Origin of the sequence: Actinospica robiniae DSM 44927 (assembly GCF_000504285.1) — a bacterium.
GTDB lineage: Bacteria > Actinomycetota > Actinomycetes > Streptomycetales > Catenulisporaceae > Actinospica > Actinospica robiniae.
In genome coordinates this window covers 1-25802 of the sequence record NZ_KI632511.1, presented here as the reverse complement: position 1 = coordinate 25802, position 25802 = coordinate 1, and the positions used below count along the sequence as shown (strand labels likewise).

Annotated in this window: 22 protein-coding genes and 1 pseudogene; 9 read left to right on the top strand and 14 right to left on the bottom strand. The window is 70.2% G+C overall.

Annotated elements, in window-relative coordinates; all coding sequences use genetic code 11:
• Positions 1 to 39 precede the first annotated feature (39 nt).
• The 6 genes from ACTRO_RS00115 to ACTRO_RS00090 all read right to left on the bottom strand — a co-directional run bounded on the left by ACTRO_RS00115 (position 40) and on the right by ACTRO_RS00090 (position 5106).
• Positions 40 to 1116 (bottom strand): hypothetical protein, encoded by a 1077-nt coding sequence (locus tag ACTRO_RS00115; protein ID WP_034260303.1) that lies wholly within the window; start codon positions 1114 to 1116, stop codon positions 40 to 42.
• A 205-nt stretch (positions 1117 to 1321) separates the two neighbouring features.
• Complete coding sequence (locus ACTRO_RS00110) at positions 1322 to 2326, bottom strand: TerC family protein (protein WP_034260301.1); 1005 nt, start codon at positions 2324 to 2326, stop codon at positions 1322 to 1324.
• Between the two features lie 180 nt (positions 2327 to 2506).
• Positions 2507 to 2767: a type II toxin-antitoxin system antitoxin gene (locus tag ACTRO_RS00105; RefSeq protein ID WP_051450059.1), complete on the bottom strand. Its 261-nt coding sequence runs from the start codon at positions 2765 to 2767 to the stop codon at positions 2507 to 2509.
• Positions 2768 to 2780: 13 nt separating this feature from the next.
• Positions 2781 to 3677 carry an SPFH domain-containing protein gene (locus ACTRO_RS00100; RefSeq protein WP_034260299.1) on the bottom strand — a complete coding sequence of 299 codons (897 nt, stop codon included), beginning with the start codon at positions 3675 to 3677 and terminating at the stop codon, positions 2781 to 2783.
• Positions 3678 to 3785: 108 nt separating this feature from the next.
• A complete protein-coding gene (locus tag ACTRO_RS00095) occupies positions 3786 to 4406 on the bottom strand; it encodes a cysteine hydrolase family protein (RefSeq protein WP_034260297.1) in 621 nt (206 codons plus the stop codon).
• A 58-nt stretch (positions 4407 to 4464) separates the two neighbouring features.
• Positions 4465 to 5106 carry a flavin reductase family protein gene (locus ACTRO_RS00090; RefSeq protein ID WP_034260295.1) on the bottom strand — a complete coding sequence of 214 codons (642 nt, stop codon included), beginning with the start codon at positions 5104 to 5106 and terminating at the stop codon, positions 4465 to 4467.
• A gap of 128 nt (positions 5107 to 5234) precedes the next feature.
• On the opposite strand from ACTRO_RS00090, the gene ACTRO_RS00085 reads away from it, so the two are divergent.
• Positions 5235 to 5723: an IPT/TIG domain-containing protein gene (locus tag ACTRO_RS00085; RefSeq protein WP_169739774.1), complete on the top strand. Its 489-nt coding sequence runs from the start codon at positions 5235 to 5237 to the stop codon at positions 5721 to 5723.
• A 27-nt stretch (positions 5724 to 5750) separates the two neighbouring features.
• Here the strand turns inward: ACTRO_RS00085 and ACTRO_RS00080 are convergent, their stop codons facing one another.
• The 4 genes from ACTRO_RS00080 to ACTRO_RS00065 all read right to left on the bottom strand — a co-directional run bounded on the left by ACTRO_RS00080 (position 5751) and on the right by ACTRO_RS00065 (position 10175).
• A complete protein-coding gene (locus tag ACTRO_RS00080; protein ID WP_034260291.1) occupies positions 5751 to 6806 on the bottom strand; it encodes a Gfo/Idh/MocA family oxidoreductase in 1056 nt (351 codons plus the stop codon).
• A 123-nt stretch (positions 6807 to 6929) separates the two neighbouring features.
• Positions 6930 to 8219 (bottom strand): ricin-type beta-trefoil lectin domain protein, encoded by a 1290-nt coding sequence (locus tag ACTRO_RS00075; RefSeq protein WP_211244009.1) that lies wholly within the window; start codon positions 8217 to 8219, stop codon positions 6930 to 6932.
• Positions 8220 to 8501: 282 nt separating this feature from the next.
• Positions 8502 to 9344, bottom strand: coding sequence for an alpha/beta fold hydrolase (locus ACTRO_RS00070; protein ID WP_169739773.1), 843 nt, complete (start codon positions 9342 to 9344; stop codon positions 8502 to 8504).
• 186 nt (positions 9345 to 9530) lie between these two features.
• Complete coding sequence (locus tag ACTRO_RS00065; RefSeq protein WP_051450057.1) at positions 9531 to 10175, bottom strand: TetR/AcrR family transcriptional regulator; 645 nt, start codon at positions 10173 to 10175, stop codon at positions 9531 to 9533.
• Between the two features lie 103 nt (positions 10176 to 10278).
• Here ACTRO_RS00065 and ACTRO_RS00060 point away from each other — a divergent pair, with 103 nt between their 5' ends.
• Genes ACTRO_RS00060 through ACTRO_RS00050 form a run of 3 tightly spaced genes read left to right on the top strand, consistent with a single transcriptional unit; the run spans position 10279 to position 13808 of the window.
• On the top strand, positions 10279 to 10956 hold the full coding sequence (locus ACTRO_RS00060; RefSeq protein ID WP_157435603.1) for an HAD family hydrolase: 678 nt from the start codon (positions 10279 to 10281) through the stop codon (positions 10954 to 10956).
• Positions 10953 to 12791 carry an acyl-CoA dehydrogenase gene (locus tag ACTRO_RS00055; protein WP_034260289.1) on the top strand — a complete coding sequence of 613 codons (1839 nt, stop codon included), beginning with the start codon at positions 10953 to 10955 and terminating at the stop codon, positions 12789 to 12791. The genes ACTRO_RS00060 and ACTRO_RS00055 overlap by 4 nt, the downstream gene beginning before the upstream one ends.
• 30 nt (positions 12792 to 12821) lie before the next feature.
• Positions 12822 to 13808 (top strand): NADPH:quinone oxidoreductase family protein, encoded by a 987-nt coding sequence (locus ACTRO_RS00050; protein WP_034260287.1) that lies wholly within the window; start codon positions 12822 to 12824, stop codon positions 13806 to 13808.
• On the opposite strand, the gene ACTRO_RS00045 is transcribed toward ACTRO_RS00050, so the two are convergent.
• On the bottom strand, positions 13805 to 14311 hold the full coding sequence (locus ACTRO_RS00045) for a hypothetical protein (RefSeq protein WP_034260285.1): 507 nt from the start codon (positions 14309 to 14311) through the stop codon (positions 13805 to 13807). The two genes, ACTRO_RS00050 and ACTRO_RS00045, sit on opposite strands and share 4 nt — an antisense overlap.
• 122 nt (positions 14312 to 14433) lie before the next feature.
• On the opposite strand from ACTRO_RS00045, the gene ACTRO_RS00040 reads away from it, so the two are divergent.
• A complete protein-coding gene (locus tag ACTRO_RS00040; RefSeq protein WP_034260283.1) occupies positions 14434 to 15048 on the top strand; it encodes a thioredoxin domain-containing protein in 615 nt (204 codons plus the stop codon).
• Here ACTRO_RS00040 and ACTRO_RS00035 read toward each other — a convergent pair.
• Both ACTRO_RS00035 and ACTRO_RS00030 read right to left on the bottom strand, forming a co-directional pair.
• Positions 15038 to 15634 carry a phosphonate degradation HD-domain oxygenase gene (locus ACTRO_RS00035; RefSeq protein WP_034260281.1) on the bottom strand — a complete coding sequence of 199 codons (597 nt, stop codon included), beginning with the start codon at positions 15632 to 15634 and terminating at the stop codon, positions 15038 to 15040. The two genes, ACTRO_RS00040 and ACTRO_RS00035, sit on opposite strands and share 11 nt — an antisense overlap.
• Positions 15631 to 16266, bottom strand: coding sequence for a TetR/AcrR family transcriptional regulator (locus tag ACTRO_RS00030; protein WP_034260279.1), 636 nt, complete (start codon positions 16264 to 16266; stop codon positions 15631 to 15633). The genes ACTRO_RS00035 and ACTRO_RS00030 overlap by 4 nt, the downstream gene beginning before the upstream one ends.
• Positions 16267 to 16343: 77 nt before the next feature.
• Between ACTRO_RS00030 and ACTRO_RS00025 the strand changes: the two genes are divergently transcribed.
• The 4 genes and pseudogenes from ACTRO_RS00025 (at position 16344) to ACTRO_RS00010 (ending at position 22790) form a co-directional block, all read left to right on the top strand.
• Positions 16344 to 17594, top strand: coding sequence for an FAD-dependent monooxygenase (locus ACTRO_RS00025; RefSeq protein WP_084315836.1), 1251 nt, complete (start codon positions 16344 to 16346; stop codon positions 17592 to 17594).
• Positions 17595 to 17720: 126 nt separating this feature from the next.
• Complete coding sequence (locus tag ACTRO_RS00020; RefSeq protein WP_034260277.1) at positions 17721 to 20702, top strand: glycoside hydrolase family 2 TIM barrel-domain containing protein; 2982 nt, start codon at positions 17721 to 17723, stop codon at positions 20700 to 20702.
• Between the two features lie 10 nt (positions 20703 to 20712).
• Positions 20713 to 21207, top strand: a complete 495-nt coding sequence (locus tag ACTRO_RS00015) for a macro domain-containing protein (protein WP_034272270.1) — start codon at positions 20713 to 20715, stop codon at positions 21205 to 21207.
• A 381-nt stretch (positions 21208 to 21588) separates the two neighbouring features.
• Positions 21589 to 22790 (top strand): annotated as a pseudogene (locus tag ACTRO_RS00010) (IS110 family RNA-guided transposase).
• 334 nt (positions 22791 to 23124) lie between these two features.
• Here ACTRO_RS00010 and ACTRO_RS00005 read toward each other — a convergent pair.
• Positions 23125 to 24531 carry an NF041680 family putative transposase gene (locus tag ACTRO_RS00005; protein WP_084315835.1) on the bottom strand — a complete coding sequence of 469 codons (1407 nt, stop codon included), beginning with the start codon at positions 24529 to 24531 and terminating at the stop codon, positions 23125 to 23127.
• Between the last annotated feature and the right edge of the window lie 1271 nt (positions 24532 to 25802).

The window sequence follows — 25802 nt, the reverse complement described above, 5'->3', positions numbered from 1 at the left end:
ACACCGGCCTCCGACAATTCCCGGACCCCCGCCGGGCCGTCAGTCCTGATCGTCGGCGTACACCTGCGGTCCGGATTCCTTGACCGCCTCCGCCGTGGCCGTCTTCTCCCACTTGTAGGCCACCGACGTGTCCTGCGTCATGTTCGTGTAGACCGCCGTCGCCTCGACCACGTACCGGTACTCCGATTGCAGCGACCACCACGTCGCCGCGGTGTAATAGTTCTGGCTGTTGCACGGGGCCGCACCCGGCCCGGAGTCGGGGCACCAGATGCTGAACTGCTTGGAGCTCGCCTTCGCCAGCGCCTTCTCCGCCTTGTCCGCGGTCGCGGCGTCGGGGAAGGGCCAGATCTGGACCGAGACGAGGATGTCGTTGTTCGATTCCACCTTGTCGACGCTCGAATCCACCACGTAGCTGCCGGTCATCGCGTTCTTACAGCCGTACTCGTTGAGTACGTTCTGCACGCTCTTCGACATCGTGGACTGCACGCACTTCTTCTCGCCGGCGGCTTCGAGCGTGTAGGTGATGTTCTGCGAGTCGGTGAACGAGTGCATCAGCAGGGCGTCCTGCGTGAAGGGCGTCGGGTCCGTGCCGCTGTCGTTGAGCGCGTCCCAGTCGAACGCGTCCGCGGTGGGGGAGTCGAACTCGTCGCTGGAGTCCGGAGAGGCCTGCGTGGAGGTCTGGTCGCTCGGCTCGGGTGAGGCCGATATCAGTGGTGCTCCGGAGCGGGTGGGCAACGGATCGGTGTTCTGGAACGACACCGGGGTCTGATGCTTGTTCGAACCGGACGAGTAGATCACGGCCGTGACCGCGGTACCGATGACGGCCAGGGCACTGATGATCGCCACTGCCGTGCGCGCGCCGTTCTGCCGGGGCGGCGTCGGTCCGGTGGGGTATCCGGCGGGGTACGAGGCGTACTGCGCGCCCGGGTCGGAGTAGCCGCCGCCGTATCCGCCGTCCGCGCCCGGCCAGGAGGCTCCGGGACCCGGCTCGGCGCCGGGCTGTTGCTGAGGTGGCGCGAAGGGGAACCCCGGCAGCGGCGCGGTCGGCTCCGGTTGAGCCGGCGGCACGGCCCACGCCGGTACGGTCGGTTGGTCCTCGTGCGGCTGGTCGCCCATGCGGCTTCGCCCCTCATCATTCCCGCGCCGTGCCTCCGGTGTACCCGACCGGATCCGGCCACCCTGCTGCCCTAGCAGAATGATGATAGATCCGGTCAGGGACCGGTCCCTACGAAAGCGTAGTGTCCGGCCGGGCGCGCGCCCCTTCTCGACACACACCTCCCGTTTCGCACCCGGGCGCCGCCACCCCGCGCCCGAACTCCGCTCAGCCGCTTGAGCGCGTGCCCTCGTCCGTTGGCGCGGGGGGTTCGAGGTCCGAGTGCGTCGAGGCCGGCTGACGTCGCCGGCCGATGGTCAGGCTGGCCACGGTCGTGACCGCGAGGACGCCGCCGATGACCGCGAGCGAAAGCCCGGTCGAGATGTGCGGAGGGTGCACGCCCACCGAGGGCATCGCCTCGAGGAAGAGCTTCACGCCGATGAAGCCGAGGATCGCGGCCAGGCCGTACGAGAGGTAGACCAGCCGGTCGAGCAGCCCGCCGATGAGGAAGTACAGCTGGCGCAGGCCCATCAGCGCGAACGCGTTCGCGGTGAAGACGATGTAGGGGTCCTTGGTCAGGCCGAAGATCGCCGGGATCGAGTCGAGCGCGAACAGCAGGTCGGTCGTGCCGATCGCGACGACGACCACGAACAGCGGCGTCATCAGCCGGCGGCCGCCCTCGTGGACGAACATCCGGGTGCCCCGGTAGTCGTCCGTGCTCGGCACGGTGCGCCGGATCCGGCGCAGCAGCCGGTTCTCGTGGAACTCCTCCTCGGACTCCCCGCCGCCGGTCACCAGCTTCCAGGCCGTGTAGACCAGCACCGCGCCGAAGATGAAGAACACCCAGGTGAAGGACGCCACGACGGCGGCGCCGAGCGCGATGAAGATCGAGCGCAGCAGCAGGGCTAGCATCACGCCGATCAGCAGTACCCGTTGCCGCAGCTCGGGCGGCACGGCGAACCGGGTCATGATCAGCACGAAGACGAAGAGGTTGTCGACCGACAGGGATTTCTCGGTGACGAATCCGGCGAAGAACGCGCCGGCTTCCTCGCCGTGGCCGAGCCAGGCCAAGCCTCCGCCGAACAGGGCCGCGGCCGCCACCCAAAACACGCCCCACCACGCGGCCTCGCGCAGGCTCACTTCGTGCGGTTTGCGTCCGACCAGGAAGTCGACGGCGATCAGGATCAGCAGCCCGGCGACCGTAGCGGCCCAGATCCAGACGGGAACGTGCATGATGTGCTCCTCCGGCGGCAGGTGTCATCGCCGGAGGTCTCTTCCACCCGCAGCGCGGGCCGACCGGCCGGGACGACGGCCGCAGGGCCGGGTCCGTGATGACGACCAGGTCGTCGGGGAATACTCCCCTCCTTCCGTCCATCATCGCGTAACCGGGCACGGCCTGTCGAGCCGGGCCGGTCATTCGGGGGACGGCGGTTCCTCGGCCTCCGTCGCCGCTCCGTCCGCCGCTCCGTCCGCCGCCTCGCCGCGCCCGGGCGGCCGGCCCCGGCGCGGCAGGCCGCCGAGTTCGCCGGGGAGCCGGCCGGCCCGCGCGAGGCTCTGCCGCAGCAGGAACTCGATCTGCGCGGTGGTGCTGCGCAGTTCGTCGGCGGCCCAACGGGACAGCGCCTCGTGCACCGCCGGATCCAGCCGCAGCAGGATGCTCTTGCGCTCGGTCACCTCTGCCGTCAGCTCACTGGTACAGCGTCCCGGCGTTGACCACCGGCTGGGCCGGCTGGTCGCCGCACAGCACGACCAGCAGGTTGCTGACCATCGCGGCCTTGCGCTCCTCGTCCAGGTCCACCAGGCCCTCCTCGGAGAGCTGGTGCAGGGCGGTGCGCACCATGCCGACGGCGCCCTCGACCAGCCGCTCGCGCGCGGCCACGACGGCGTCGGCCTGCTGGCGGCGCAGCATCGCCTGCGCGATCTCGGGGGCGTAGGAGAGCCGGGTGATCCGGGACTCGACGACGGCCACCCCGGCCGCGGCCACCCGCTGCGAGAGCTCGTCGGACAGTTGCGTGGTGATCTGATCTGCGTTGTCCCGCAACGAGATCCGCTCTGCACCGCGCGCGTCATAGGGGTAGTGCCCGGCGATGTGGCGCACCGCGGTCTCGGCCTGCGTGGTGACGAAGGTGCGCACGTCCTCGACCGCGTAGGAGGCCTTCGCGGTGTCGGCCACCTGCCAGACCACGACCGCCGCCATCTCGATCGGGTTGCCGTCGGCGTCGTTGACCTTCAGGGTGGCCGTCTCGTGGTTGCGGATCCGGGTGGACATGCGCTTGCGCACGGTGAACGGGTTCACCCAGCGCAGCCCGGTCACCCGGACCGTGCCCTGGTAGCGGCCGAACAGCGCCACCACCCGCGCCTGTCCGGGCGCGACCGCGTTGAGGCCGGCCAGCACCAGCGCCGCCACTACGATCAGCCCGGCCCCGCCCCAGATCGTCGCCGTCTCGTGCTGCTTGATCAGCACGATGCCGGCGACCCCCAGCGCCACCCCGAACACCAGCAGCGGCACGCCGGGCGCGCTGCCGATCTCCCGCTCCTGTATCTGCTGGGGCGTCCCAGCCGCCCCCACCGCCCCTGTGCTCATACCGTCCGCCCTCGATTCACCCGCTCCGGCGCAGCCTTCCCGCGTCGGATACATCTAGCATAGTGATATCACTTTTATGGGCGGGCGCAAAGAGCGGGGCCGGCGCCCTCACCACGGCCCGGCGTCCGCCTTCTTGGTCACCACCTCGGCGACTGTGGCGATCCGCGCGAACCGGCCCGCCAGCGCGTACTCGACCCGCTCGAGGATCTGGTCGGAGCCGAGCGTGCGCGGGTCGGCCAGGACCTGCTCGACGGTCGGCTGCTCGCCGCCGAGTTCGGCGAGCAGGTCGCGGTGGGCGATCGGGTTGGTGGCGGTGGCGTCGATGACGAAGGTGACGCTGTAGCCCAGGTCGTAGGCCAGCCGCGCGGTGGACTCGCAGCACTGCTCGGTCTGAATGCCGCAGATCACGAGCTCGCGCACGCCGCGCTCGGTGAGGATCTGGCCGAGGTTGGTGGTGGTGAAGGCGTTGTGCGAGGTCTTGCGCAGTTCCGGCTCGCCGGGCAGTGGCTCGAGCCCGTCCTGGTAGCGCACCAGACCCGACTCCGGATCGAAAGGTCCGCCGCTGCCGAGCTTGGCGTGCAGCACCCAGACCACCAGATCGCCCTGCGCCCGGGCGTGGCCGACGAGTTGGTTGACGTCGGCCACGATGTCGGGGTTGGAGGTGTGGCGCCAGAGGGGGCGGGAGGCGAACGACTCCTGGACGTCGATGACGATCAGTGCTCGGGTCATGAAACGAGTCTGCGGCCGTGCGTCACCCGTCGCCACGTCGCCTCGGGCCGCAGCCGCCTCACAGTGTGACGCGCGGGGTCTCCGACCGGAACGTGTGTCCGAGCTCGGGGCCGAGTCCGAAGTAGTGCCGGAAGTTATAGATGAGCGGGCTCCACGCGGCCGGGTCGACGTGGTCCGTGCCGGGCACGACCAGGCGTGGGTCGGCATGCACGCGCAGGACGGTCGCTTCGACGATGACGAACGCGCCGCCGCCGCCCTCGTGCAGCTTCTCGGCCCGGGCTTCGAACTGCAGCGGGCACTCGGCGACGCGCGGGGGCGAGACGAGCTGCGAGGGCTCGGGCCGCAGCTCGGCGGCGCCGAACTTGTCCGGCTCGTAGCGGAACGTGCCGCGCTTCGACTCCGGCACGGGGTGACGTCCCGTCAGCGGCGCCAGCCGTTCGACCTGCGGCCACAGTTCCGGTGACGGGATGTTGATCACGACCTCCGGCCGCTCGCGCAGGTTCAGCGCCGTCTGGCCGGGCGCGCCGATGCCCAGCACGATGCTCTGGCCGAGCGCCCAGGCCGAGGACATGGGCGCGAGATTGGCCGAGCCGTCCGCGTTCAGGGTGCTCAGGAGCACCACCGGCGTGCCGAAGTAGAGGATCTTGGGGCTGATCGCAACGTGCTCCGAACGAGTGAACGTCGTGGTGGAAGTCTCCATACCGCGACCGTAGATCGCCGACGTTTCGGTGGCGGGCGAAGGTTCGGCCTCACTCGTTCGTGGGATCGGTGCCGCGACACGGCGGCCGTACGGCGGCGCTGGTCCTGCTGCGTGCCGACGATGGGCGGGTGTCTAGGAACACGAGGGCTACCGCGGTCCGCGCCGGGGTACGCCTGTTCGCCGGGCTGTGCCTCCTCGCCGGCGTGAGCGCGGCCGGACCGGCCGAGGCCAGTTCGCATCCGGTCATCCGCAGCGTCAGCCCGGCGACGGTCGACACCGACGGCGGCACCGTCACCGTCTCGGGCTACGGCTTCACCGGAACGGACTCAGTCAAATTACTGAGTCTGCCCTCGTCGACGGTGACGGCGCGGCCGGCATACGTGTACTACAAGGTGATCTCCGACGACACCCTGAGGCTGACGGTGCCCACGCACACGGCCGGGACGGTGTGGATCAGCATCACCACCGCGTCGGGTTCGAACACGTACAGCTCCCACGACCGGCTTCAGTTCTCTGAGAACGCCAGCACGTCGAACCCGCCGGGCAAGGACACGCTCGGTGCACTGCTGCTGGCCATGCTGATCGGCATGATCTTCGGCCGCAATCGAGACGAGTAGCCCACCCCGACGGGTCGGCAGCTGGCATCAGAGCTCGATGACGAGTCCTTCATCCGCGGAACGCCGAGCCGCCTCGATCACCTCGAGCGTCGCGACGGCGTCCGCCGGATCGACGGGGATGGGGCCGTCGCCGCGCAGGGCTTCGGCCATCTGAGCGTAATAGTCCGTGTAGCGGCCGGGAAGCGTCGGATACGGGCTCTCCTCGTCGACCGATCCGAGCACGCCGTATCGCTCAGGCGGCACCGAACCGAAGTCCTCGTCCGCAGGAGTGCGCCCGGCACGCAGTTCGTCTTCCTGGCCGTCCAGTCCGTACGTCACATACGCGGCCTTGCTCCCGAGCACGCGGAAGCGCGGCCCGAGCTGCGCGGCGGTGGCACTGGCCCACAGGTGCGAGCGGACGCCGTTCGCGTGGGTGAGCGCGAGGAAAGTGTCGTCATCGGCCTGGGCGCCGGCGCGGCGCACATCGGCCTCGGCGTAGACGTGGGTGGCCGCGCCGAAGAGCGTGAGCGCCTGGTCGACGAGGTGGCTGCCGAGATCGTAAAGCAGCCCGCCGGCCTCGGCCCGGTCGCCCTGCTCCCGCCAGCCGCCCTTGAGCTGCGGGCGCCAGCGCTCGAAGCGCGACTCGAACCGGCGGACCTCGCCGAGCCGGTCGGCCTCGATCAGGTGCGCGACCGTGCGGAAGTCGCCGTCCCAACGGCGGTTCTGGAAGACGCTGAGCAGCCTGCCGTGGCGGTCCGCCGCCGCCATCAGCGCCCGGCCCTGATCCGAGGTGACCGCGAACGGCTTGTCCACGACCACCGCGGACCCGGCCTCCAGCGCTGCTTCGGCCAGCGCCGCATGCGTCTTGTTGGGCGAGGCCACCACGACCAGGTCCAGGCCGAGTGCCCACAGATCCTGCGGCTTGCCCACGATGGTCACGCCCGGGTAGGCCGCGACCGCCTGGCCGCCCCGCTCCGGGTCGGAGGTGACGATCGCGGTCAGCGCGAGGCCGGGCGTGGTGGTCAGCAGCGGGGCGTGGAAGAAGCGTCCGGCCGTGCCGAAGCCGATGAGGCCGACGCGCAGGTCCGCGGAGGATTTCGCCATGGCTCTCAGTCAACCACTCCCGTGCGGACCCGGCGCGTCGGCCCCCTCGGGACGCGGGGGTCTCGAGGGGGCCGACGCTCTATCGGACGCTATCGGACGCGGAGTCCGGGCTCAGCCCTGTGATCAGGGCAGCTTCCACTGCTGGTTGGCGGTGTCGGCGCAGTCCCAGATCTGCAGCTGCGTGCCCGATCCACCGTACGCAGTGTCGTCAAGACACTTATTCGATTGTGGATTGTAGAGCTCGCCGTTCGATTCCGGGATGAACACCTGCGAACCTGTGCCGTTGCAGGTGTAGAGATCCACCTTCGTGCCATCGGCTGTGCCGGCCGCATCGACGTCCAAGCACATGCCGAAGACCTTGATCAGGCTGCCCGCCTGCACGACGCTCCACTGCTGGGCCGCGGTGCCGTTGCAGGTGTAGACCTGCACCGGGTTGTACAGCGCGGTGCTGGCGCTGCGGTCGTCCAGGCACAGGCCCTGGTAGCCGGTGATCGGGCCGGTCCCGGAAGCGCCGGTGCCGCCGCCGCCCCCGCCACCGCTGCTACCGCTGCTGGTGGAGTAGGCCGCGACGTAGGCCACGCTCATGGTGCCGCCGGAGCTCGTGGCGCCGGTCGGACTGGTGCAGCCGCACACCCCGTTCGGGTAGCCGCCGCCCATCGCCAGGTCGAGGATGATCGAGAGGTTGTGGTCGAACGCCGCCTGCCAGGTGCTGGTGCCGACCTGGCTCTCGTTGACCGTGAAGTAGGACGCGCCGTCGAGGTAGAAGGTGATCGACTCGGCGGAGGTGTTGGTCCGGTTCAGGATCATCGTGTAGGTGTGGAAGCCGGACTGGCAGCCGGAGCAGGCGCGCAGGCCGCTGCCGATGCCGTTGGACTCGTTGCACGGGCCGCCCGGGTCGGTGCCGCAGTGGATGGTCCCGGACACCTCGGACAGGGCGTTGACATCCTCCATGATGTCGATCTCGCCGTTCTCCGGCCACTGGCCGGGCCCGAGCATCCAGAACGCCGGCCAGTAGCCGAGGCCGCCGGTGGGCTGCTGGATCGAGGCGGTCACCTCGAGCTCGCCGCCGGCCGGGGCGCCGACGTTGGCGCTGGTGGTCTGCACGCGGCCGGAGGTCCAGTTGCCGCCGCTCCCGAGAGCGGTGATGTCCAGGTGCCCGGCGCCGTCCTGGTGCACGTTCGAGGTCGAGTTCGTCATCGTCTCGATCTCGCCGGTGCCGAAGGTGGAGCCGGCGCCGGTGTCGTACATCCACTGCGAGTCGATGCCGCTGCCGGACGAGCCGGAGAAGCTGTCGCTGAACACCGTGGACCAGCCCGACGGGGGACCGGGGACGGTGGTGGCCGAGGCGGAGGTGCCGAGGGCGAAGACGTCGGTCAGCAGACCGAGCGAGATCGCGGCGATGACCGCGGCCACGCGCCGGAGCGCGGGTGCGGATATGCGGGTTCTGACGGTCCGGTCGGGGGCCGACCGGGCGGTGAAGCGGGTTCGAAACACCGTCGTTCCGATCTACTCTGAGCGGGCCCCGGGCTCCGTAAACGTTTACGGAGACCTACGGCCGGAACCCCGCTCGGTGGGTGGGTACCTGCCGGGATTATGAGAACGACGGGAACGGAGGTCAACGCCTCGGCGCGGTTTCGGAACCAGTATTCTGGTTCCGCAACCCCGGGCGGTTCCTCGGGCGGCGCCGGCCGGCGGCTATCCGCCCACGTGGGAGCGCGCTTTCCGGCCTGCCGGGCCGGTTGCCCGCGGATCGTCGACGAACGCGACCACGGCCTCGATCACCGCCTCGTCCCGCAGCAGCCGGTTGTGTCCGAGCCCTGCGGTCTCGATCATCCGGGACTCACGCCAGGAGCCGGCCAGCGAGAGTCCGGCCGCCACCGGGACGGTCGGGTCGTCGCGGTCGTGCACGATCAGGGCCGGCGGCAGATCGGTGCGGCCGGCGGCGAGGGGCGGAACGACGAAATCGGCCGCGTCCAAGCCGATCCGGCGGCGTCCGCGTTCGAGCATGCGGGTCCTGATGCGGTCGCCGAAGCCGAGCATCCGGGCCAGCTGGCGGGTGAAGCCGATGGGGTCGGCGGCGGGGGAGATGAACACGACGCGCTCGGCCTTGAGCCCTTCGACCAGGGCGAGCGCGACGCAGCCGCCGCCGAGCGAGTGGCCGATCACGGCGTGCGCCGGGCCGAAGCGCTCGACGGCCGCGGTGAGCGCGAAGGTGAAGTCCGGCGGCATGGACAGGCCCGGCCCGAGCGTGCCGGGATCCGAGTCGCCGTGGCTGGGCGCGTCGATCAGCACCACGCGATACCCGGACGCGGCCAGCGCCCGGCCGATCGGTGCGAACTGGCCGCGCCAGCCGCTCCACCCGTGCAGCAGGTAGACGAGCGGGCCGCCGGCCGGACCGAGCAGCTCCACGGCGATCTCGGCATGCAGCGGTGGCTTGGTCTTCCCGTCACGTCCGACCGGGCGCGGCCCGGTCCAGTCGGGTAGCTCCACCGGTAGCCGGAGCACTTCGCCCGTGCCCGCCGCCCGCGACTTGGCCACCGCAGCTGGGCTGGGCCGGGTCGGTGTGCACCACAGCCGCCAGGCCCACCGGGAGCCGAGGCCGGGCGCCGCGCGTTCGAGCGCTCCGAAGACCGGGCGTATCCGATCTATCCGTGCCTGCGCAGAAGAACGAACGATCGTGCTTTTTTCTGGCGACGGATTCACGGATCTCTCCTTGCTCGGGGGTCAGCGGGCCTGCGCCGCTGCGGGCGTGGCGTCGGGCGTCTGTTGCGTCTGTTCCTGCGGCGCGACGAGGCAGTCCGCGAGGGCGGCCTCGAAGGCGCGCCGGGCACGCTCGTCCGCCCGCGGATCGTTCAGCAGCCGGTAAGCGTGGAAGTAGGCGAGCATGATGCCGTGCAGCTCGAAGGCGAACTGCTCGGGGTCGGCGTCCGCGCGGAACTCGCCCTCGGCGATCCCGGTGCGGAACATCTGCGCGATCGAGTCCATCAGGTCCCGGTGGTCGCGCACGAGCTGGTCGCGTACCGGACCGGGCTGGTCGTCGAACTCCATCGCGGCCGAGGTGAACAGGCACTCGGCCTTGCCGTGCGCGCCGATCTCGGCCCAGTGCTCGAACAGGGCGCGCACCCGGGCCAGACCGCGCGAGGTGTGGGTGGCCGGGCGGATCACCTCGTCCACGAACCGGTCCCGGGCGTAGGCCAGCACGTCGAGCTGCAGCGCCTCTTTGGAGTGGAAATGCGCGAACAGGCCCGACTTGGACAGGTGCGTGCGCGCGGCGAGGTCGCCGATGGTCAAAGCGCCGAGGCCCTGGCGCGCGGCCACCTCCGCGGCCTGCGTCAGCACCGCCATCCGGGTCTGCTCACCCTTGCCCATACCGCTATTAGAGCACGATCGTTCGGTTAGTTCCACCCGGGTTCTTGACGCCGGGCCGGGCCACTCGGGATACTAAGCGAGCGCTTAGCCAAGGGAGTCCGCAGTGCCGCACACAGTGCTCGACGAGGTGCCGACGGCCGCGCCCGAGTACGCAGGCCTGCTGGTCGACTGGGGCGGGGTGATGACGACGGACGTCTTCGCCTCCTTCGCCGCGTTCGCCGAAGCCGAAGGGCTCGCCGCGGACGCCGTGGCCCGGCTCTTGCGCCACGACGCCGGCGCCCGCGCCCTGCTCGACGGCCTCGAAACCGGCGCGGCGGACCCGGCCGAGTTCGAGCGCGGCCTGGCCGCGCTCCTCGGCGTGGCCGCGGACGGCCTGATCAGAAGGCTGATGGCCGGTGTCCGCGTGGACGAACGGATGATCGCCGCCGTGCGCGCGGCCCGGCAGGCGGGCGCCGCCACCGGCCTGGTCTCCAACTCCTGGGGCCCGTCCGGATACCCGCGCGAACTGATCGCCGAGATGTTCGACGGCGTCGTGATCTCCGGCGAGGTCGGCGTGCGCAAGCCGCGGCCGGAGATCTACCGGCTCGGCGCGGACGCGATCGGAGTGCCGCCGGCCCAGTGCGTCTTCGTCGACGATCTCCGCGGCAACCTGCGCCCGGCCGAAGAGCTGGGTATGACGGTGATCCACCACACCTCGGCGGACGAGACCGCGAGCCGGCTGGCCGCGCTGTTCGCAGCCAAGCGGCCCCAACCCGGCCATCATCAGGAAAGGGCGTCATGAGCCACTACCGAAGCAATCTACGCGACCTGCGCTTCAACCTGTTCGAGGTCTTCGACACCGCCGAGGTGCTCGGTCGCGGCCCCTTCGCCGACCACGACGCGGACGGCGCGCGGGACCTGCTGACCGAGGTGGAACGGCTCGCCGTCGGCCCGATCGCCGAGTCCTACGCCGCCGCCGACCGCACGCCGCCGGTCTATGACCCGGCGGCCCGCGCGGTCGCGATGCCCGAGGCCTTCCGCCGCTCCTACCGCGCCTACATGGACGCCGAGTACTGGCGCCTGGACATCCCGGCCGAACTCGGCGGCAGCCCCGCGCCGCGTGCGCTGTGGTGGTCGCTGGTGGAACTCGTGCAGGGCGCGCAGGCCGCGGTGTTCATGTTCGGCGGCGGACCCGCGTTCGCCGGCCTGCTGCACCAGATCGGCACGCCTGAGCAGCAGCGCACGGCCGAACTCATGGTGGAGCGCGGGTGGGGCGCCAGTATGGTGCTGACCGAGCCGGACGCCGGTTCCGACGTCGGCGCCGGCGTGACCAGGGCGTTGCGCCAGGAGGACGGCACCTGGCACATCACCGGCGTCAAGAGGTTCATCACCTCAGGTGAGCACGACCTCGAAGAGAACATCATGCACTACGTGCTGGCCCGTCCCGAGGGCGCCGGCCCCGGGACCAAGGGACTGTCGCTGTTCCTCGTGCCCAAGTACCACTTCGACCCTGCCACCGGCGAACTCGGCGAGCGCAACGGCGTCTATGCCACCAACGTCGAGAAGAAGATGGGCCTGAAGGTCTCCACCACCTGCGAGCTGACCTTCGGCCAGGACCGGCCCGCGGTCGGCGTCCTGCTGGGCGAGGTGCACGACGGCATCGCGCAGATGTTCAAGGTGATCGAGTTCGCCAGGATGCAGGTGGGGGTCAAGGCGATCGCCGCGCTCTCCAGCGGCTATCTCAATGCCCTGGATTACGCCCGGACCCGTGTGCAGGGCGCTGATCTGACCCGGGCCGCGGACAAGACCGCTCCGCGCGTCACCATCGACCGCCACCCCGACGTCCGCAATATGCTGATGGGCCTCAAGGCGTACGCGGAAGGCTTGCGGGCGCTGTACATCTACACCGCCGCCTGGCTCGACCGCGCCACCATCGCAGAGCTCGACGGCCAGGACGAGGCCGCCGCGCTGGCCCACAGTGTCAATGATCTGCTTCTCCCGGTGGTGAAGGGCTTCGGATCGGAGCGTTCCTACGCGCAGCTGGCCACGGCCTTGCAGATCTTCGGCGGATCCGGCTTCCTGCAGGACTACCCGATCGAGCAGTACATCCGGGACACGAAGATCGACACCCTCTACGAGGGCACCACCGGCATCCAGGGCCAGGACTTCTTCTTCCGCAAGATCGTGCGTGACCGCCAGGTCGCGTGGACCACGCTGAGCGGCGAGATCGACGACTTCCTCGCCTCGGTCGAGGGCGAGGACCGGCTCAAGACCGAGCGTGGGCACCTCGCCGCCGCGCTCGCCGACGTGCGCGCCATGGTCGCGACGCTGAGCGAGTGGAGCCGGGGCTCGCGCGAGGACGCCGAGCAGGTGTACCTGGTCGGGCAGAACACCACCAGGCTGCTGATGAGCGTCGGCGATCTGCTCGTCGGCTGGCTGCTGACCCGGCAGGCCGCGGTCGCGGTCGAGGCCCTGGATTCCGGCGCCGATCAGGGTGCTGACGCCGACTTCTACCGCGGCAAGCTCGCCGTGGCCTGCTTCTTCACCACGACGGTGCTGCCCGAGCTCAGCGCGCGCCGCTCGGTGCTCGAGCACACCGACAATGCCCTGATGGACGTGGCCGACGGCTCGTTCTGAGCCCGGTCCAAGAAGAAGGAGGCGGGCCGGATGAGGGCCTGGCAGGCGCTCGCGCAAGGCGAGCCGGAGAAGGTGCTGAGCCTCGCCGAGATCCCCGTGCCCGAGCCGGGCCCGGGCCAGATGCTGGTCCGGGTGCGCGCGGCGGCGCTGAACTTCCCGGACGTGCTGCTATGCCGCGGGGATTACCAGATCCGCCCCGAGCTGCCGTTCACCCCGGGCGTCGAGCTCTGCGGCGAAGTCACGGCCGTCGGCGACGGGGTGGACCCGGGCCGCGTGGGCAGCCGCGTGATCGGCAACCCGGTGCTCCCGCACGGCGCGCTCGCCGACTTCACGCTGATGCACACCGCCGAGGCGTTCGACGCCCCGGAATCGCTCGACGACGCCGAGGCGGCCGCGCTGCACATCGCGTATCAGACCGCGTGGTTCGCGCTGCACCGGCGGGCCGGTCTCAAGCCGGGCGAAACAGTGCTCGTACACGCTGCGGCCGGAGGCGTCGGCAGTGCGACCGTGCAACTGGCGAAGGCGGCCGGGGCCCGGGTGATCGGCGTCGTCGGCGGCCCGGAGAAGGCGCAGGTCGCTCGCGAACTGGGCGCTGATCTGGTGGTGGACCGCACAACTGAGGATTTCGTCGGCGCGGTCAAGGAGGCCACCGGCGGCAGGGGAGCGGATGTGGTCTTCGACCCGGTCGGCGGCGCTGCGTTCGCGGGCTCGACCAAGTGCATCGCGTTCGAGGGCCGGATCGTGGTGGTCGGTTTCGCCGGCGGCACCGTGCCGGCGCCGCCGCTCAACCACGCGCTGGTGAAGAACTACTCGATCCTCGGGCTGCACTGGGGCCTGTACAAGCTGCGTGACCCGGCATCGATCGTGGCCGCCCACGAGGAGCTCTGCGCGCTCGCTGATCAGGGCGTCGTCAAGCCATTGATCAGCGAGCGAGTCGGACTGGAGCGCGCCCCGGAAGCCCTCGCGGCGCTCGGCGCGGGCAGCACCACCGGCCGAGTGGCCGTGCTGCTGGGCTAGCGCTTTTCGCCGAGCACGTAGAGGTTCACGCCGTAGCACGCCATGGCGACGAAGGTGAGCACAGCCATCGTCAGCGAGTCTGCCTTCGCGCCACCGGCGTTCACGGACGCCGCGCCCGCCACGGCCGCGCCGGCGATGCACAGCCAGCCGAGCACCGAGGCGATCCGCACGGCCGTGTAGCGCACGGTGAGACCGAAGACGACCACCAGGCACGCGCCGATGAACAGCAGCATGCCGAACCCGGCGTGCATCGCGACCGACGCCGGGCCCTTGGTGACGGAGTCGCCGAAGGAGGCGAGCAGGCCCTTGCCCTTGTCGGCGTGCGGCAGCGGGCCGTACAGGGCCGCGCACATGCCCAGGATCGCCTGGATCACCAGCAGGAACAGCGCGCCGAGGCTGGAGCGGCGCATGCGGACCACGGCCACCGCGTGCTCGTCGTCGGCACCGGCGGCGGACGGACGGGCGACGGCCGGCGCGGCTGCGGGGGTGGTGGACTCGCTCACGGACTCGACCTCTCGGGACGGCTCAGGCCCGGCGCCCCTTGATGGGCCCGGTCGAGATCGACTATATGCCGCGGGCCGCCGGGGACCGTGAGGCGGGCCGTCCGCACCGCTAAAGTCCTTCCATGACCCATGAGGGGACCCTGGCCAACGCCGTCGTCTACGGCGATCCGGCCGCTACGCACGTGCTCGACCTGTTCGAGGACATGCGCTGCTCCTACAGCGCCGACGTCGAGCACGACCTCGGCGCGGCCATCACCGAACTGGCCGACCGCGGCGTGCTGCGGGTGCGCTATCAGGTCGCGAACTTCCTCGACCGCGGCGACGCGGCGGGCCCGTCGACCTGCGCCCTCGCCGCGCTCGGATGGGCTGCGCGGCAAGGGATCCAGGAGTTCCGGGCGCTCCGCTCGGCCATCCTGGCGTACCGGCGGCAAAACGGCAGCGCCGGCCTGGCGAATCAGGATACGTTGATCGAGATCGCGAAGCGGGCGCCCGTGCTCCACCTCGAGGCGCTGCGCGCGGATCTGGCCGCGAACACCTACCGGCCGTGGGCGGTCGAGGCGGGCGCGGCGTCCCTGGCCGCGCTCAAGGTCGCGTGGGCGGCGGCCGAGGTGGAAGGCCAGGCCGGCGTACCCACGGCGTTCGTCGACGGCACGTTCGTGGAGCTGTTCACGCCGGACGACAAGCCGATCTCGCCATCGGAGTTCGCCGCAGAAGTCGAGGCAATCCTCAGCCGCTGACGCTCTCGCCGGTACCCGGGCGACGCACGAGCGCGGCCAGCAGCCCGCGATAGTGGGCGAACTCCGGCACGTCGGCGTCCGGGTCCTTCGCGGCCTCGTCCCAGCGACGAAGCGCGACGGCCTGTTCGGCGTACGGGCCGGCCTCGAACGCCGCGGCCTCCTCGGCCGACATCGGACCACCCTGGACGTTGAGGGTGTAGACGGACGCCTCGGAGAGCCGGTCGAAGTAGCTCGGCTCGACCGCGCATAGGTAGCGCTTGGCCGCCACGTGCAGCCGCACCGGCTCGGTCACTGACTCCGGGAACCACGTCGCGAGCCAGTCCGCGCCCGCGTGGCTGTGCCGATTGTCAGTGCCCTCCATCAGCTGCGCCCCGCTGATCGTGCCAGTGAAGTGGCCGACGTCGTGCAGTAGCGCCGCGGCGACGAGTGCGTCACCCGCCCCCTCCGCCTGCGCGCAGGCCGCGGCCTGGAGCATGTGAGCAGCCTGAGTCACCGGCTCGCCGAGGTACTCGCCCGCGCCCTGCTCCGTGAAGAACCGCTCGAGTTCGGCCACGACGGATTCGGCCTGCCCGGTTACAGCATTCACCTGTCGACTCCTTGTATCGCGCTGGATTCCCGACCGGTCCCCAGCATGCCGCGCAGCAGTTCCTCGAGGCCGGTCCGCAGCTCCGCCTCGGCAGGCGGCGTCGCGGCGCCCGCCCCGGCGATGGCGTCGAACTGAACGCCCTCGCACCAAGCGATCAACATCTTGGCATGTCGCTGCGGCTCTGCGGAACCCGAGGCCGCGAGCATGGCCGCAACCGGCCCTCGGAACGGCAGCGACGCCTCGTCGTACAGGGCGCGCAGGGCGGGCCGGCGGGTGGACTCCAGCGCCAGTTCGTAGCGGGCGAGCAGCCGGGTCCGGCCGCGGCTCAGGCCGCGATACAGCATGGCCGCGATCGGTGCGGCGAGCGCGGTCCGCACGTCCCCTCCCGTGTCGAATACGGGCTGGCCGGCCGTGGCTGCTGCCGCATCCGCCGCCTCGAGCTCGGTGATGCGCGTCAACGCGCAGGTCAGCAGTGCCTCACGGGTGCGGGCATGGTTGGATGTGGAGCCCGGCGGCAGGCCTGCCGCCCGGTCCACGGCGCGGTGGGTCAGGCCGCGCGCGCCCTGCGCGGCGAGCACCGCGATCGCCGTGTCGCCGACGATTTCGGCCCGGGAGCGCGGTGTCGCAGTCACCCGTCTATGGTAACCGGCCTACTACAGGTGTAGTGTTCCTACTACACCTGTAGTAGGAAAAACGAGAGGACGGTCCGATGGCAGTCGGGGATACCCGCGGCGCGAGGCCGAGCGGGCCCACGGTCGCGGGCAGCAGCCGGGCCGGCACCGCGATCGTCGTCGGCGCGGGCATCAGCGGGCTCACCGCCGCCGTCGCCCTGCGCCGCCGTGGCTGGCGGGTCGACGTCTACGAGCGCGCCCCCGTCCTCGAGCCCGTCGGCGCCGGAATCGCCCTCGCCCCGAACGCCGTGAAAGCGCTCGACAGCCTCGGTATGCGCGAGTGGATCGACCAGGCCGCGGTGATTCAGGGCTCCGGCGGAGTACGCCGGCCCGACGGCCGCTGGCTCGTGCGCACCGACCTCGGCGCCGTCGCAAAAGCCTTCGGCCGTCCGCTCGTCGTGGTGCCGCGCCCGGAGCTGATCGACGCCTTGCGTTCCCAGCTCCCGCAGGCGGCCATCCACCTCGACACGTCGGTCGAGGAGGTGCTGCCGGGCGACGAGACCCGCCTGGCGCGCGTGCGCACGAAACAGGGCGAGAAGAGCGCCGACCTCGTCGTCGCGGCCGACGGCATCCGCTCGCCGATCCGCGAAGCCCTCTTCCCTGAACATCCCGGCCCGGTCTACGCGGGCTTCACCGCTTGGCGCATGATCGTCGAGGCTGGCAGCCACACGAAGGTCGAACCCAGTGAGACCTGGGGCCGCGGCGCGGTCTTCGGCATCGTCCCGCTACCCGGCGGCCGCCTGTACTGCTACGCGACCGCGAACCTTCCGGAAGGCACGAAGTTCGCCGACGAGCACGCGGCACTGCTCGAACGCTTCGCCGACTGGCACTCGCCGATCCCCGACCTGATCCGCCGCACGCCGCGAGAAGCGCTGCTACGCAACGACATCTACTGGCTCGACAAGCCGTTGTCGGCGTACCACTCCGGCCGGGTCGCCTTCGTCGGAGACGCCGCGCACGCGATGACGCCCAACCTCGGCCAGGGCGGCTGCCAGGCGATCGAGGACGCAGTGGTGCTCGCCCACGAACTCGAGGCGGAGGACGGCGGCGGCGGCCTCGACGTGGCCATGGCCCTGAACGCCTACACCGTGGCCCGCCGCGCCCGCACCGTCTCGATCGCCCGGCAGTCCGCGCGCGCTGGCCGGATGCAGCAGCTGCACGCACCGCTCGGAACCGCCCTGCGCAACGGGGCCATCAGCCTCGCCGGCCACCTCGGCTCCGGGTTCATGCTGCGCCAGATGGCCGCCGTGGCCAAGTGGGCCCCGCCTGAGCCGCCGGAGCGGCCCTAGCCGCTTGAGCTGCCGGAACTGCCGGATAAGGACGGCGCGAAGTTCCTGTTCTGATTGTGCTCCTAGTATGCCGCTCGCTAAGATCCGCACGCGATCGAACACAGGCGCACATGAAGGGACGGGTCGATGGTGGGCTCCGAGGACGCGGACTTCAGCTACGTCGAGTCCCGGCAGCCAGGCCGGGGACGGCGGCCCGCGCGCGCCTTCTTCGAAACGAGCCTGCCCGGCATCGACCTCGACGGGCCATGGCGGTTCCGGTTGGCCGGAGGCCTCAGCGACGTCACGGCGGGCTTCGAGGCGGAGGACTTCGCCGAGGGCGAGGGAGCCGACGGCTGGACCGATCTGCCCGTCCCCGCGCTGTGGCAGCTGCAAGGGCACGGCACCCCGGCCTACACGAACATCGTCTACCCGTTCCCTGTCGACCCGCCACGTGTGCCCGATGAGAACCCGACCGGCGAGTACCGCCGCGTCTTCGAGGTGCCGGACGACTTCCCGATTCATCGGGGAGCGGTGCTGCGCTTCGAAGGTGTCGACTCGTGTTTCGCCGTGTGGCTCAACGGGATCCTGCTCGGTGACGGTAAGGGAAGTCGGCTGCCCACCGAGTTCGACGTCTCCGGCACCCTGCGCCCGGGACGCAACGTCCTGGCCGTGCGGGTGCATCAGTGGTCTGCCGGGAGCTATCTCGAAGACCAGGACATGTGGTGGCTGTCGGGGATCTTCCGGTCCGTCCGGATCATCCCGTGCGGAATCGCAGATTTCTTCATCCACGCCGACTTCGACGCCGAGTCCGGCGCCGGAACACTCCGTGTGGACGTCAGCGGCCCCGCCACGTTGTCAGTGCCCGAACTCGGGATCCTGGACGCGGACCCGGCCGGCCCGCACGTGTGCCCGGACGTCGAGCCCTGGTCGGACGAGACGCCGCGCCTATACGAGGCCGAACTCGCCGCCGACGGCGAGCGGATACTTCTGCGCATCGGCTTCCGCAGCGTGGCCGTCGACGACGGCGGACGGATCCTCGTCAACGGTAAGCCGATCACGTTCCGCGGCGTCAACCGGCACGAATGGCACCCGCGCACCGGCCGCACACTGGACCGGGCGACCATGCTCGAAGACGTACTGATGATGAAGCGGCACAACATCAACGCCGTACGCGCCAGCCACTACCCGCCGCATCCCGACTTCCTCGAACTCTGCGACACTTACGGCCTGTGGGTGATCGACGAATGCGACCTCGAGACGCACGGCTTCGAGCTGGTCGGCTGGCGCGGCAACCCGAGCGACGACGCTGCCTGGCGCGAGGCGTATCTGGATCGCGCGGAGCGCATGGTCGAGCGTGACAAGAACCACCCGTCGATCGTCATGTGGTCGCTGGGCAACGAGTCCGGCGTCGGCGAGAACCTCGCGGCCATGGCAAAGTGGATCCGCAACCGCGACGGCAGCAGGCTGATCCACTACGAAGGCGACCGCGCCAGCTGCGCCTACGTCGACGTCTTCTCCGAGATGTATACGGGCCCTGACTCTGTGAGGCTGCGCGGGCAGCAGGAAGAGCCGCCGCCCGAAGACCCGGCCGACGACGCGCACCGCCGCAGACTGCCGTTCATGCTGTGCGAGTACGCCCACGCCATGGGCAACGGTCCGGGTGGGCTGCGCGAGTACCGTGACCTGTTCGACGAGTATCCGAGGCTCGCAGGCGGCTTCGTTTGGGAGTGGATCGACCATGGGATCGAGCAGACAGCGGCGGATGGCACGACGTATTTCGCGTACGGCGGAGACTTCGGCGAGGAGGTCCACGACGGCAACTTCGTGGCGGACGGCCTCGTCTTCCCCGACCGCACCCCATCCCCGGGCCTGCTGGACTACAAGCGGATCAGCGAACCTGTGCGCGTACTCTGCGACGCGGACGCGCGGACGCTGACGATCGCCAACCGGCACCACAGCCGCGACACCGGCTACCTGGCTTGGACGTGGCGCGCGGAGGACGACGGCGTCCTCGTCGCGCAGGGCGTGCTCGAACTGTCGCCCGTCGCGCCCGGATCCGAAGCCACCGTGCATTGGCCGGAGTTGCCGGCGGCGAAGCCCACAGGCGAGCGCTGGCTCACCATCTCCGGCTCGCTCCGCGCAGACGAGGCGTGGGCTGAAGCCGGACACGAAGTCACCTGGGCCCAAGCGCGAACGAACGAGCCCGCAGCCGCGTCGCCATCGCGCCCCGCCCCGGCCACCCCAGCCCGCGTCGCCGCCGACTCGATCCACCTCGGCGACGCCACCTTCGACGCGCACAGCGGCGTGCTCCGCAGCATCGCCGGAATCGACGTCGACGGCCCCCGCCTCGACCTCTGGCGCGCCCCGATCGACAACGACGAGCGCAGCCTGTACGCCACCCCGCTCGCCGCGGCCTGGCGCCACGCAGGACTGCATCGCATGCGGCACAAGACTTTGAGCGTCGAGCCGAGCGAATCCGGCCTCGTCGTCCGCGCGCGGGTCGCAGCCGCAGGCGTCGACCACGGCATGGACGTGAAGTACCGCTGGACGACAGCCGAAGACGGCACCCTGTGGCTGACGGTCGAGCTCGATCCGTACGGCCAATGGCCCTGCACCCTCCCGCGCCGAGGCGTCGCCCTGACACTCCCCGCCACCCTCGACCAGGTGGAATGGTTCGGCGAAGGCCCAGGCGAGGCATACCGCGACACCGGCAACGACGCGCGCGTCGGCAGATTCCGCGCGTCCGTGGCAGGGATGCAGACCCCGTACGTGCGCCCCCAGGAAAACGGCAACCGCCGCGCCGTACGTTGGGCCCAGTTCACCCCAGTTAACGGCGCCACCGAGGACGCCGCCGACGACGACGCAGTGAGCGGACTGGAAGTCCTCGCCGCCCCGACCACGAACCTGACGGCGCGTCCGTGGAGCACCCGAGCCCTCGAAGCCGCCCAGCACCGAAGCGACCTGCGCCCCGACGGCCGCATCCACGTCCACCTCGACCAGGACCAATGCGGCATCGGCAGCTCGTCCTGCGGCGACCCGCTCCACGAAAGCGAGCAGATCCACCCCGCCCCGACCACCTTCACCGTCGGTTTCCGGAGGATTGCGGTTTTTGTCGGTGGTCGCGGCTAGCGTGATCTCCATGAACGAACTCACGGGGATCACGTACCTGAAGGGCGACGCCACCTCGCCCCACGGCAAAGGTAGAAAGCTGATCGCGCACGTCTGCAACGACGCCGGCGGGTGGGGCAAAGGCTTCGTGCTGGCGGTCTCGAAGCGCTGGCCAAAGCCGGAGCAGGAGTACCGCCGCTGGCATCGCGACCGAGCAAGCAGCGGCTTCGCCCTCGGCGCGGTGCAGGTGGTTCAGGTCGAGCAGTATGTCTGGGTGGCCAACATGGTTGGCCAGCACGGCATACGCACCGGCAGCAATGGCCCGCCCGTCCGCTACGACGCAATAGACACTGCGCTGGCCCAACTTGCCGCCGAAGCCCGGGACCTCGCCGTCAGCGTGCACATGCCCCGCATCGGCTGCGGCCTGGCCGGAGGCAACTGGGAACGCGTCGAGCCGCTGATCACGGCCCGGCTGACGACGGCTCGCATACCAGTGAGCGTGTACGACTACGAGGAGGCCGCCTGATCACCGAGACCCTGAGGAACATCGGGCGCTGCCAGACGGGCTATTTGCTGCGCGTTGATGATCGGTTGGGTGGTCGTCGTGGTGTGGGCGGCCGCTTCGCGTCGCCTGGTTCGTCTGACCACCCGTTACCTTTTACGTGTCCCCGCAATGGGGGCGCCTGGCCTCCGGGCCCGGTATGGCTCTGCCACCCTGCCGTGTCTATGGCCTTGGGCGTGTTGCCGCCGGGTTTTGGAGCACTGCCTGACCGCTGATAAGGGGCCTGGTCCGCATCCCGTGCCCGGCGCAACGCCGGGCGTTTTCTCGGGGCGGCCTGTGTAACGTGGTTGCCGGCTGCGGTGCGATGGTCGAGGCCAGGGCCATGCGAAGTAGAAGGCGGCGAGCGTGTACGACACCAGCGGTATCGGGGTCTTCCTCGGCCTGGACGTGGGCAAGGGCGAGCACCACGCCCACGGGCTGACCCCGGCCGGCAAGACCGTCTACGACAAGCGCCTGCCGAACACCGAACCGAAACTGCGCGCCCTGTTCGAGAAGCTGATCGCGAAGTTCGCCACCGTCCTGGTGATCGTCGATCAGCCCGCGAACATCGGCGCGCTGCCGCTGAGCGTCGCCCGCGACGTCGGCTGCCAGGTCGCCTACCTGCCCGGCCTGGCCATGCGCCGCGCCGCGGACCTCTACGAGGGCGAGGCCAAGACCGACGCCCGCGACGCCGCCGTGATCGCCGACGTCGCCCGCACCGCACCCAGGGCGCTGCGCACCCTGACCGTGCTCGATGAGACCGAGGCGGAACTGGCCATGCTCGTCGGGTTCGACCAGGACCTCGCGGGCGAGTCGACCCGCACCTCCAATCGGCTGCGCGGCCTGCTCACCCAGATCCACCCCTCCCTCGAACGCGTCCTGGGCCCACGCATCCAGCACCAGGCCGTCCTCGCGCTACTCGCCCGGTACGGCTCCCCTGAACTGCTCGCCGAGGCCGGCACCCGACGCATCGTCAAACTCCTGAAACCCCTGGCCCCGCGCCTGGCCGAGCGCCTGGCCGAGGAGATCGCCGAGGCCCTCGCAGAACAGACGGTCGTGGTGCCCGGCACCCGGGCCGCAGCCCCTCGTCCATCCCCTCCCTCGCCCGCCAGCTGACCGAGATCCTCGCCCAACGCCGCACGCTCGAGGGACAGCTCAGTGCCCTGCTGGAGGCCCACCCTCTTTCCCCGCTCCTGACCTCGATGCCCGGCATCGGGATCAGGACCGCCGCGACCATCCTGACCACCGTCGGCGACGCCGCCACCTTCCCCACCGCCGACCACCTCGCCTCCTACGCAGGACTTGCCCCGGTCACCAAGTCCTCCGGCAGCTCCATCCGCGGCGAACACGCACCCAGACGCGGAAACCGGCAGCTCAAACGCGCCATGTTCCTCTCCGCCTTCGCCGCCCTGGCCGACCCCGACTCCCGCGCCTACTACGACAAACACCGCGCCGCAGGCAAAACCCACACCCAAGCAATCATCCGCCTCGCCCGCAGACGCATCAACGTCCTCCACGCCATGCTCCGCAACGCCACGCTCTACACGCCCCACACCGCCACCACATAACCCGAGCAACACCCACCCACATGCCCGTTACAGCGAGCAGCCCAGACTTGACGGAAGACATAGGGGCACGGCCCACCCGTTACGTTGGTGGGGTGGGTTGCAGTTTCAAGATCTCGCCTCCGGCGGAGGCCCTTCTCTCGGAGAGAGATGCCGGGTTCGCGTGGGTGCTGTTGTTGGTGGGGCGGGTTGGGGTTTGGGGTGGTGGGGTTGCGGGGGTGTGCTCTCTCCTCGGTCGGTCCCCGGAGGAAATCAGGGACCTGCCGGGAGGTCAAGCGGCGGTGGCTTGGGTTGATGCCTCGATTTTGCATCGCGCCGCTTGCTTAAGATTTAACCATTAGTGATCATGGTCGGGTGTTTTCGATGTCGCTCGTTCATGGCTTGTGCCGGTCTTCTTACCGGCTGGGTGGCGTGTGCGCGGTGGCCGGGTCGTGCCCGTCGGGCGGCCGGGGCCGGCGGTGGTGGGTTTCGGCTTTGCGGCGGGGGTGCCGATTTTCCGTGCCAGTACGGGGAAACCCCGGCGGACCCGGCCGGGTGTCGGGATCCGGTCTGGGGGTGTCGGGCGCTGCCAGGGCAGGCGCAGGTGAGCGCCGAGCCGGCGGGCGAGCCTGAGCTGGGTGTATGCGGTGATGGTCAGCCAGGTCCAGCGGTCGGCCTGCTCCGGGGTGCCCACCTGCGGCGCGGTCCAGCCGAGCGACTGCTTGAAGAACCTGAATGTATGCTCGATATCGAATCTCCGCAGATAGGCCGTCCAGAGCTGATCGAGGTCGAACCCGGTCCCGGGCCTCGCGTGGTGCCAGAGCCACAGGTCCTGCGGTGCGCGGCCGCCGGGCAGGCGCTGGGTCTGGACCCTGATCAGGGTGCCGGGCAGGCGCGGCAGTTGCTGCGCGTGCTCGCGCCAGGCGCCCTGGCGCTCGAGCTTCTGGTGCAGCCCGTGCCAGGCGGTCACGATCGTGCGCCCGCAGCGCGGCGAGTCCCGCTCGACGCGCAGGTCCGGGTCGTGCCAGGTGCCCGGGTCGGCGATCGCGAAGCGTCGGCCGTGCACGGGCGGGCGTCCCGGGGCACCGCGCGGGCGCGGCACCGGGTCGCCGTAGTAGACCCGGTCGCGGCGCACCCGTCCGAGAATCTGCCTCTCCAGGCCCCGGCCGGCGGTCAGATAGGCGATCCGGGTCAGGTCGTAGCCGGAGTCGAACACGAACAGTGCGGCAGGGCGCCCGTGCGAGAGCCCGGCGGCGGCGCAGCGCTCGAGCACCGCTTCGACCTGCGCGACGGTGACCGCGGTCGCGTCCTCGGCCACGGCGAGGCGGCGCGCGTCGAGCGGTGCGCACCACGAGTGCGCGCCCCACTCCAGCCCGACCGCGACCGAGTACGGCCATCCCGGCACGGTGCCGCGCCGGTTGCCGCACGCACACGAGTGATGGCAGTGGTGGCGCTCGCGTGCGCACTCGGCGTGCGGACGATGCCACGAAGAGACATCGATCGCGAATTTCAATGGTCCGTCATCCAAGGGTTCCCACACGCTGGTGATCAATCCGGCCAATGCCGGCACGTCGATCTCGCCACTGGCCACGGCGTCGTACAGGGCCCCGTGACCACGACGAAACGGCCGCTGCAGCGACAACTCGGCGAGCGAGCGCACCCGACCGTCCGTCGCGAGTACCGCATCGACGAGATCGAACAAAGAATCCGCGCGCCGCGCGAAGCAGCCGTGCACCCCGGCCCGAAACCCCCGCAGAACCTTCAACGACCCCCCGCCCCCGGCCGCGCGGGACTGGCCGGGCTCCTCACGGCATGGCATCATGAGACCCACGGCCACCTACCTTCTTCGTATCCTTCGACAGAAACGAAGAATCGCAGGTGGCCGTGCCGCGCGTCAGCAGAACACCGAAACTCCCCCAGAAACGATCTCGCCGAGGTTAAATCTCAAGGCTTGACCTCCCGGCAGAACCCTGATCGGGCTTCGCCTGCCCGACCGAGGAGAGAGCCCACCCCCTGGGGAGTGGTGCGAGCTGCGCTCGGGCCGAGTCCTGTCCCGCGGCCCGACCGCGCTCGGTGCGGAAGGATTCTGCATCGGCCTGATCCGGGCATCTCGATTCTCGATCCGCGGGAGGTTCAGTCCAGTGGTCCGGTCGCTCGGTGTGGAAGGATTCTGCATCACCCTGATCCGGCCATCCCAATTCTCGATTAGCGCGAAGAGGTCGGTGGTCTGGTCGGCGCTTGATGCTGAATCTTCCATTGACCTGGTGCGATCCACCCGGTGCTCACGCGATGCGCAGGATCACGTGGCTCGGTCGCACCCGAGGGGAATTCCTGCATCGCATCCGTACTGAAGAGTGACGATGCCGTGCGGCATACAGCCCGGGATCTTCCGACCCGGCGCCGTGCACGAGCAAGCGGGCGCACCACTCGGTCATCTCCACCACCGCATTCGGCCACCCCTCCCGCCACAAGTCCCGACAACCCTCGTACGCTTCCATGCTAGACGCTGCTACCGACAAAAGCTGCGTATCTGGCCTTTACTGAAAAAGGGAAGCTTCCGAAGATTTCTGGGGAACTCGGGCGTGCTCCCCGGCGTTGAAGGAGCAGAGAAGAAAACAGCGACCCCGAACGGCGATGCTGAAGTCCACATCAGGCTTGGCCGGGCCACCGGCCCCGTCGCGCGGATCGAGGATCCGGATGCTCGATCAGGGTGATACAGAATCCGACATCGGGCGCGACCGGGCCACCCGGCTCGGCCCGAGTGCAGCTCGCACTGCTCCCCAGGGGGTGGGCTCTCTCCTCGGTCGGGCAGGCGAAGCCCGGTCAGGGTTCTGCCGGGAGGTCAAGCGGCGCGATGCAAGATCGAGCATGAGCGGAAGCTACCCGCCGCTTGACCTCCCGGCAGGTCCCTGATTGCCTCCGGGGACCGGCCGAGGAGAGAGCACACGCCCGGCACACGCCCGGCACACGCCCGGCACACGCCCGGCACACGCCCGGCACACGCCCGGCACACGCCCGGCACACGCCCGGCACACG

Excerpts from the sequence above, each read along its gene's own strand:
- ACTRO_RS00115 (WP_034260303.1), bottom strand. The coding sequence starts at position 1,116 with ATGGGCGACCAGCCGCACGAGGACCAACCGACCGTACCGGCGTGGGCC.
- ACTRO_RS00110 (WP_034260301.1), bottom strand. The coding sequence starts at position 2,326 with ATGCACGTTCCCGTCTGGATCTGGGCCGCTACGGTCGCCGGGCTGCTG.
- ACTRO_RS00100 (WP_034260299.1), bottom strand. The coding sequence starts at position 3,677 with ATGAGCACAGGGGCGGTGGGGGCGGCTGGGACGCCCCAGCAGATACAG.
- ACTRO_RS00095 (WP_034260297.1), bottom strand. The coding sequence starts at position 4,406 with ATGACCCGAGCACTGATCGTCATCGACGTCCAGGAGTCGTTCGCCTCC.
- ACTRO_RS00090 (WP_034260295.1), bottom strand. The coding sequence starts at position 5,106 with ATGGAGACTTCCACCACGACGTTCACTCGTTCGGAGCACGTTGCGATC.
- ACTRO_RS00080 (WP_034260291.1), bottom strand. The coding sequence starts at position 6,806 with ATGGCGAAATCCTCCGCGGACCTGCGCGTCGGCCTCATCGGCTTCGGC.
- ACTRO_RS00065 (WP_051450057.1), bottom strand. The coding sequence starts at position 10,175 with ATGGGCAAGGGTGAGCAGACCCGGATGGCGGTGCTGACGCAGGCCGCG.
- ACTRO_RS00055 (WP_034260289.1), top strand. The coding sequence starts at position 10,953 with ATGAGCCACTACCGAAGCAATCTACGCGACCTGCGCTTCAACCTGTTC.
- ACTRO_RS00050 (WP_034260287.1), top strand. The coding sequence starts at position 12,822 with ATGAGGGCCTGGCAGGCGCTCGCGCAAGGCGAGCCGGAGAAGGTGCTG.
- ACTRO_RS00040 (WP_034260283.1), top strand. The coding sequence starts at position 14,434 with ATGACCCATGAGGGGACCCTGGCCAACGCCGTCGTCTACGGCGATCCG.
- ACTRO_RS00025 (WP_084315836.1), top strand. The coding sequence starts at position 16,344 with ATGGCAGTCGGGGATACCCGCGGCGCGAGGCCGAGCGGGCCCACGGTC.
- ACTRO_RS00020 (WP_034260277.1), top strand. The coding sequence starts at position 17,721 with ATGGTGGGCTCCGAGGACGCGGACTTCAGCTACGTCGAGTCCCGGCAG.
- ACTRO_RS00015 (WP_034272270.1), top strand. The coding sequence starts at position 20,713 with ATGAACGAACTCACGGGGATCACGTACCTGAAGGGCGACGCCACCTCG.